Raw genomic sequence first — 6,778 nt, forward strand, 5'->3', positions numbered from 1 at the left:
AGTCAATTATACATACACCAGCATGTATAATAGAAGAAATGGCGAATAGGACCTGAGGTGAAATCATGTTTACAAGCAAGCAGCTTGCCGAATTATCAAATCTGGAGTACTTACTGTATAACTACATCATTACAAATGCAGAAAAGGTCATTTATATGAGAGTCCGGGATCTTGCTTCCCTGACCCATGTATCCGCGACAACCATCATGCGGTTTTGCAAAAAACTTGATTGCGACGGATTCCCTGAATTTAAAGTAAAACTGAAGCTTTACCTTGAAAAGACCAAAACCCCCAACCTTACTTCAGCGCAAAATGCATTGACTGAGTTTATGGAGCGGATGCTCAAGACCGATTACAATGACCAGATCCGCAAATCAGCTGAGTTCATTTCGAAGCGCAAAAACGTCCTGTTTATCGGCACCGGCAGTTCCGGAATTCTGGCTGAATACGGAGCACGCTACTTTTCAAGCCTCAAGAAGTTTTCCCTGCATATTAAGGACCCCTTCTTTCCGCTGAATGGGCAGTTCCTGTCAGACAGCGTGACAGTCGCCCTGTCTGTATCCGGCGAAACGGAAAATATTCTTTCGCAGGTTAACAGCCTGAAAGAAAATGGCAGCACGATCATCAGCATCACCAATAACAGCCACTGCACCCTTGCCAGCATTTCCGATTTCAATCTGCCCTACTATGTAACGTCTGAATTTGTAGGACTCGCTAATGTGACGACCCAGATCCCCGTTGTCTTTCTTCTCGAAAGCCTGGCAAAAGAACTGTTTGCGATCATTGAAAGCTCATCAGAAAACGAATTGAACATCGGTGCCAGAGAATCCCTCTGACACCTTTTTATGTTCCACTCTTGATTAGCCGCGATTATTTAAGAACGGCGAAATTCCTTGTACATATGAATCATTTCCTTCACCATTTCTCCCATTGTTTCTGTAGTGATCATCAAATCTTCAGCGTGGACCATTAAGAGCGTCACCTTCACTTCCTCGCCCGCCGCTTCTTTCTGGACAAGTCCGGCATGAACTTTATGGCCAGCTGATAAATAGGCTTGTGCTTCCAATACTTTTTCTTTCGCCTCTGCGTATTCACCTTTGCGTCCATGCATGAGTGCTTCCATAAAGCTGCTTCTTGCAGCCCCGACCTCACTGATGATTTGGAAGGGAATGAGCTCCAGATCCTGCACGATTTTTATCCTCCTCTTTTCCTGTACCATGTAAATGGTGGTACAGGGCGCCGATCATGCCGGCGTGATTTTTATACAAGCAAGTATCAAGCTCCACGTCTGCTTCTGTGAGACCGAGATAGTGCAGCTGCTCCCACAGCTCACGGATTAAAGCAGTCCGGTTGCTGACCGCCCCTCCAATCAGGATCTTTTTTGGATTCAGACAGTAGATTAAATTGTATAGGCCGGTCGCGATGTTCAGCAGGAAATGGCGCACGAGCCCGGCTGCTGCAGGATCTCCGGCTTCGTATGCAGCAAAAACATCCAAACCTGACACGTTTTCAAAGGCCTTTCCCGTCATCTTCGCATAATGGGTCCGCAGGGAGCAGATAGAGCTCATCCTGCTTAATGTACTTTCGTGCGGCGTGTTCACTGAAGTACCGTTCGTAATCATGTAGCCAAACTCTCCAGCCCGGTTTGAATGCCCTCTATAAAGCTCTCCATTTAAAAAGAGGGCGCCTCCTATTCCGGTGCCGATTGTCATGCAAAGAAAATCCCTGTCATGCATTGCGTTTCCTTTCCATTTTTCAGCAAGCGCCGCACAGTTCACATCATTTTCAACCGAGGCAGGAATACCGCTGAACGCTTCAATGTACTCCTTCAGCTGAAAACCATGAAAGGCGGTGATGGCCCCTCCGTTGCTCAAATAGCCCGTATCCGGATCGACAAATCCAGGAGCACTCACCGCAATTCCCCTTACATTGGGATAACGGGCTGCAATTTCTTTCATTCCGTTCAGGATTGATTTCCCTGATGCTTCTCCAGAAGAAAAAGCAGCGGGGGCAGCGAGATTGCCCGCTGCATCCGAAAGAGAATATTTCACCTCTGTCCCGCCTATGTCAAAGCATAAATAGCTCATTCATTTCACCCGCTAATTGTATTTGAGGCCTGATTTTCGATGGATTCCTCCGCATCCGTTTTTGCTGTCTTATTGGCTGCAATGACGAAAGGAAGATAAACAATGGTGGAGATCGCTAAACACAGGAACCCGACAAGAAGTGCTACCCAGTTTCCTCCTGTACCAAGGAACGGAATCAACGGTCCAGGTGTCGTCCACGGCACGGCGTAAGCAATTGGCGGAATGAGGTTGAACTCGATAAATAAATACCCGACAAACGTATTTATGGCTGGAACGAGGATGAAGGGAATAATGAAGATTGGATTCAGTACAATCGGCAGCCCGAAGATAACCGGCTCGTTAATATTGAATAATCCCGGTCCGATTGAAAGCTTCCCGATTTCTTTAAATTCTTTACGCCGTGAAGCGATAAAAATAGCAATTATCAAACCGAGAGTCATCCCTGAACCGCCGTAGTTGGCGAAAGCATCATTTAGCGCCCACGTTTCCGGATATGGAGCTCCCCAGGCAGAACCAGTCTTCGCTACATAATTCAGGTTATCAAGGTTCGCTTCTGTAAAGATGGTTTCCCGGATCGCTGCGATGGTGTTCGGACCATGTATTCCAAAAATCCATAGAAAGTTCGCAACGACACCGAGGAAAATCACCGTTCCGATGTTCGTCCCCATGTCTTTTAGCGGAGCTTGAAGCACTGTATAAACGAGATTGTGCAGCCCGTCTTTTGCAAACATGGAGATGATGAAGCTCAGTACCGCAAATCCCACTGTAATGATGACAATCGGAAACAGTACTTTAAATGTACGGGCAACAGCTGGCGGAACTTGGGGAGGCATGTTGATCTGCAGCCTTTTGGCATGAGAAAGGCGCCCGAACAACTCTCCGACGATGATGCCGACAATCAGTGCCACAAACAGACCTTGCGGCCCAAGCCACTTAGTGGTGAGAAAAGACTGATTTTCCACAATCGTATAAGGGGTATAAATGATAAAATAACAGGACACTGCGGTAAGGCCGCAAAGCAGCTCATCCGCCTTCATCGCTATGGCCATATTCCTGCCTACAAGGTACACAATAAATATGGCCATTATATCCAGAGATCCGCGCAGGACTGGTGTGAATACTGCCTGTGCGTCCGCGAGGTTCGGGAACAGCTTTTCAAGGAACAAAATGTTGGCGATGAAGCCATCAGGTGATAAAATCGCGAAGTTTAACAGGATAATGATTGAACCGGCCATAATGATAGGAAAAGAAAGGATAAAAGCATCGCGGATTGCGCAAATATGCCGCTGAGAATTTAGTTTGGTCGCAATGGGAACGAGGAGCCGTTCCACAACGGACTCAAATTTTTCCATGAAGCTCATTCATATTCCCCCCTGGACTCTATTGGTTTACAAGCTGCAAAGCACGATCGAGAACAGCCTTGCCGTTCATCGTTCCGTAATCTCTCATATTGATGACCTCAATTGGAATTCCTGCAGGCACGATGGATTCCACCTGAGATTTCTGATACCGCACCTGTGGTCCGAGCAGAACGACATCCACCTTATTTGCCACCGTGCTGCATTCGGAAATCGGCAGCGCGAAAATCTCAATCTGCTCACCGATCGAGTCCGCATATTCTTTCATCTTATTTACAAGCAGACTCGTAGACATCCCGGCTGCACAAACGAGTAAAATATTCTTCATGGTTTCTCCCCCTCAAAGGCTTTCTCCATTAGATTGGATGACATCTTGATACCAGAAATAGCTTTTTTTCCGGATCCGCTTCAGGTCCTTCTCATCCGTTTCATCCCGGTTTACATAAACAAACCCATATCGTTTCTGATAGCCGTTCAGCCAGCTGAGCAGATCAGTGAAGGACCATGTGCAGTAGCCGATCACTTCGGTCCCGTCAGAGATCGCAGACTGGATCGACTCTGCATGGGATTTCAGGTAATGAATCCGGTAATCATCCTCCACACAGTCTCCTGGAAGCAGCTCGTCGTATTCTCCGAGCCCGTTTTCTGTAATTAGAATCGGCAGCGCATAGCGATTCGCAATTCTCCTTAAACCAATGTGCAGCCCGTCCGGATCGATTTCCCAATCCCAGTTCGTCGCTTCAAGATAAGGGTTTTTAACAGTCTTAAAAAGTCCAGGTATTCCGTGCTCGTCAGAGGTTCCTTTTTTTCCTGTCGTATTCATCTTTCCTTCAGCTATTCCATCCAGAGGATTGCTCGCAACCGTCGTGGAGCGATAATAGTTCACTCCCATAAAATCCGGCTCTGCTTCCTTCAGCAGCTCCCGGTCTCCCTCTTCCATATCCGGGGCAAGACGGTGTTTTTTCAAATATTCGAGCATGACCGGCGGATAAGCTCCCCAGCAGTAGATGTCCATCCACCAATGATTGTTCAGCTCTTCCGCATTTTCAAATGCGAGTACATTTTCCGGATTAGCATCATACGGGTAGATGGGAGAATACGCGAAGCTCGGGCCAATTTTACCCTCAGGCACTAATTCTCTAAAAGATTGAATGGCAGCCGCATTCGCCAGGTTCGCATGATGATTGGCTTGATACATCCTCTTTGCATCTTTTACTCCGGGAGGATGGAGCCCCGCTTTATACCCGAGCCCAATGAACACATTTTGCTCGTTCAAAGTGACCCAATACGTCACCCGGTCCCGAAAACTCGTAAACAATGTCCGGCTGTACTCATTAAAATCGTTGATGATTTCTCTCGATTCCCACCCCCCGTAAGCATCCTGCAGCGCCTGCGGCAGATCCCAGTGGTAAAGAGTGACGATTGGCTCGATGTTATGTTTCAGCAGCTCATCGATCAAATCACTGTAAAATCGAAGCCCGGCTTCATTGATTTCCCCTCTGCCCTCCGGATAGATCCGGCTCCATGCAACAGAGAAGCGATACGCTTTCAAACCCATTTCCGCCATTAAAGCGACATCTTCCTTATAGCGTCCATAGTGATCCACCGCTGTGTCCCCGTTCGTATCCCGGTACGTTGTCCCCTCTTTTTTTGAAAATGTGTCCCATACTGAAGGCCCTTTCCCATCCTGATCCCATGCTCCTTCCACCTGGTAAGCGGCAGAAGCAGATCCCCACAGGAACCCTTTCGGAAACGGGTTCTTTCTTTCATGCTGCATCCGTTAAACCTCCCTTGCTGACCGCAAAATGCTTATCCTGCTTGAAGTACTGTTGCTGCCCTTAATGTTAGCGCTTACATTTATTCCAGTAAATGCTTTTCAAGCATTTAGATATTTGTTACAGAGGTTTGGTAACTGTTTCGGATATGGTACATAGCGTTCCATATCTCGCAATAGAAAAACCGGACAAGGAGCTGTCCGGCAGAGAGATTACGTATCAATAGTAGTTGTTACACCTAAGGTATTGGATGCAGCAGATGAAGAGGTCACGTTACTGAAATCCTGAAACTCAAGCACGACTGGAACCCCAAGAAGGATACCGGCATTGATCGCTAAACTATTCGCTGTCAGCGTCGAAAGCTCTCCCTGCTGCAGAACCCCATTTACAAATACGTTAAAGGCAGAAGAAGCATCCGGAACGGGCAGGCCTCCAGCAGGAACCGGATCCCCGTTGTCATCCCTGAAAGAAGCAGCGGGAATGGTCGTGACTCCACCTAAAATCATTAAAGCCGTGACATTGGCAGCATAACGGGAAATCACCGGTGAAACATCTGTTGTCGTACTCACAGTCACGTCACCCGTAACTGTATTTGCAGCGGAAAGCACCAGTTTAATCAGCTCGGCAGGCAATTTTCCTGACCCCTTTCTTAAATGAACATAACAAACTGAATAATAATCGCCGTCCCCTTAAGCGGAACATCGCTTGTACAAAGAGAAAACCGCCCTTGCTCAATCACATAGTTTTGCTCCGGCTGGAGAACCGCATTAATGAAAACATTCAGATAGGAAACACTGCAGGGGTTCAAGATCATAGAACTGCTTCCAGGAAAAAGAGCATCTTCATCTGTATAAGTCCTCCTCCGCCCGTCAGAAACCGCATAATAAGAAAGAACTACAGCCTTCCTCGGCATTTTTTTCCGAATGCAGTCTGGTTCCAGTTCAGGAATAAATAGTACCGGATGCTTCACTTTCCAGCCCCCTTGCATTTGCTACCTGTAGTTAGTTTATTTTGCACAGATTAAAGCGTTCGTGCTGAGTAAACCACAGCTGTATGAGGGGTTGGCGGGTATTACCCATTAATGTGATTAAGTGAGTTTGCAGCGCGCGGGATCGAAGTCCTGGACCGGAGTCTGGTGTTGTTTTTCGTGCCGGAATTGACGGGGGATGTGCCGGAAACACTGGGTTATGTGCCAATTTGATTTTACGTGCCGGACTTAGTGTTTTTCGTGCCCGAACTGACGGGGATGTGCCGGAAACACTTGGTTTCGTGCCGGAACTGACGGGGGATGTGCCGGAAACACTTGGTTTCGTGCCAATCTGATTTTACGTGCCAAACTGCGGGAGTTTCGTGCCAGACTTAGTGTTTTTCGTGCCGGGACTGCCTGGTTCTCTTGCCAAATCCCTAAAAATCGATAAACAGAAATTTTCGGAGATAAAAATTTTATTTCGAAGATATCTTATTGTTTTCGTAGATAAATCGTAAGCGTTAAATAAACCACACCTTCAGTCTAAGTTTCCCCCATGAGATACTCTTTTTAACTTCTATCTGAAAGGGG

8 protein-coding genes are annotated in these 6,778 nt (G+C 47.1%); 1 reads left to right on the forward strand and 7 read right to left on the reverse strand.

The genetic code is table 11. The features are described 5' to 3' along the window. The first annotated feature begins 65 nt into the window (after nucleotides 1–65). Nucleotides 66–836 carry a MurR/RpiR family transcriptional regulator gene (locus GKZ89_RS13325; protein WP_155112892.1) on the forward strand — a complete coding sequence of 257 codons (771 nt, stop codon included), beginning with the start codon at nucleotides 66–68 and terminating at the stop codon, nucleotides 834–836. 38 nt (nucleotides 837–874) lie between these two features. Here GKZ89_RS13325 and GKZ89_RS13330 read toward each other — a convergent pair whose 3' ends face one another. The 7 genes from GKZ89_RS13330 to GKZ89_RS21430 form a co-directional block, all read right to left on the reverse strand. Next, entirely contained in the window at nucleotides 875–1,189 is a 315-nt protein-coding gene (locus GKZ89_RS13330) for a PTS sugar transporter subunit IIA (protein WP_338324929.1), read from the reverse strand. Continuing rightward, nucleotides 1,149–2,087 carry an ROK family protein gene (locus GKZ89_RS13335; RefSeq protein WP_155112894.1) on the reverse strand — a complete coding sequence of 313 codons (939 nt, stop codon included), beginning with the start codon at nucleotides 2,085–2,087 and terminating at the stop codon, nucleotides 1,149–1,151. Before GKZ89_RS13335 ends, GKZ89_RS13330 begins: the two co-directional genes overlap by 41 nt. Before the next feature lie 5 nt (nucleotides 2,088–2,092). After that, nucleotides 2,093–3,448, reverse strand: coding sequence for a PTS sugar transporter subunit IIC (locus tag GKZ89_RS13340; protein ID WP_155112895.1), 1,356 nt, complete (start codon nucleotides 3,446–3,448; stop codon nucleotides 2,093–2,095). Nucleotides 3,449–3,467: 19 nt separating this feature from the next. Continuing rightward, nucleotides 3,468–3,773 carry a PTS sugar transporter subunit IIB gene (locus tag GKZ89_RS13345; RefSeq protein WP_155112896.1) on the reverse strand — a complete coding sequence of 102 codons (306 nt, stop codon included), beginning with the start codon at nucleotides 3,771–3,773 and terminating at the stop codon, nucleotides 3,468–3,470. Between the two features lie 12 nt (nucleotides 3,774–3,785). Beyond that, on the reverse strand, nucleotides 3,786–5,222 hold the full coding sequence (locus tag GKZ89_RS13350; RefSeq protein WP_155112897.1) for a glycoside hydrolase family 1 protein: 1,437 nt from the start codon (nucleotides 5,220–5,222) through the stop codon (nucleotides 3,786–3,788). A 210-nt stretch (nucleotides 5,223–5,432) separates the two neighbouring features. Further along, complete coding sequence (locus tag GKZ89_RS13355; RefSeq protein WP_155112898.1) at nucleotides 5,433–5,852, reverse strand: DUF4183 domain-containing protein; 420 nt, start codon at nucleotides 5,850–5,852, stop codon at nucleotides 5,433–5,435. A gap of 17 nt (nucleotides 5,853–5,869) precedes the next feature. Further along, a complete protein-coding gene (locus tag GKZ89_RS21430; protein ID WP_162356848.1) occupies nucleotides 5,870–6,190 on the reverse strand; it encodes a DUF4183 domain-containing protein in 321 nt (106 codons plus the stop codon). Between the last annotated feature and the right edge of the window lie 588 nt (nucleotides 6,191–6,778).

Origin of the sequence: Metabacillus mangrovi (assembly GCF_009711125.1) — a bacterium.
Lineage (GTDB): Bacteria > Bacillota > Bacilli > Bacillales > Bacillaceae > Metabacillus_B > Metabacillus_B mangrovi.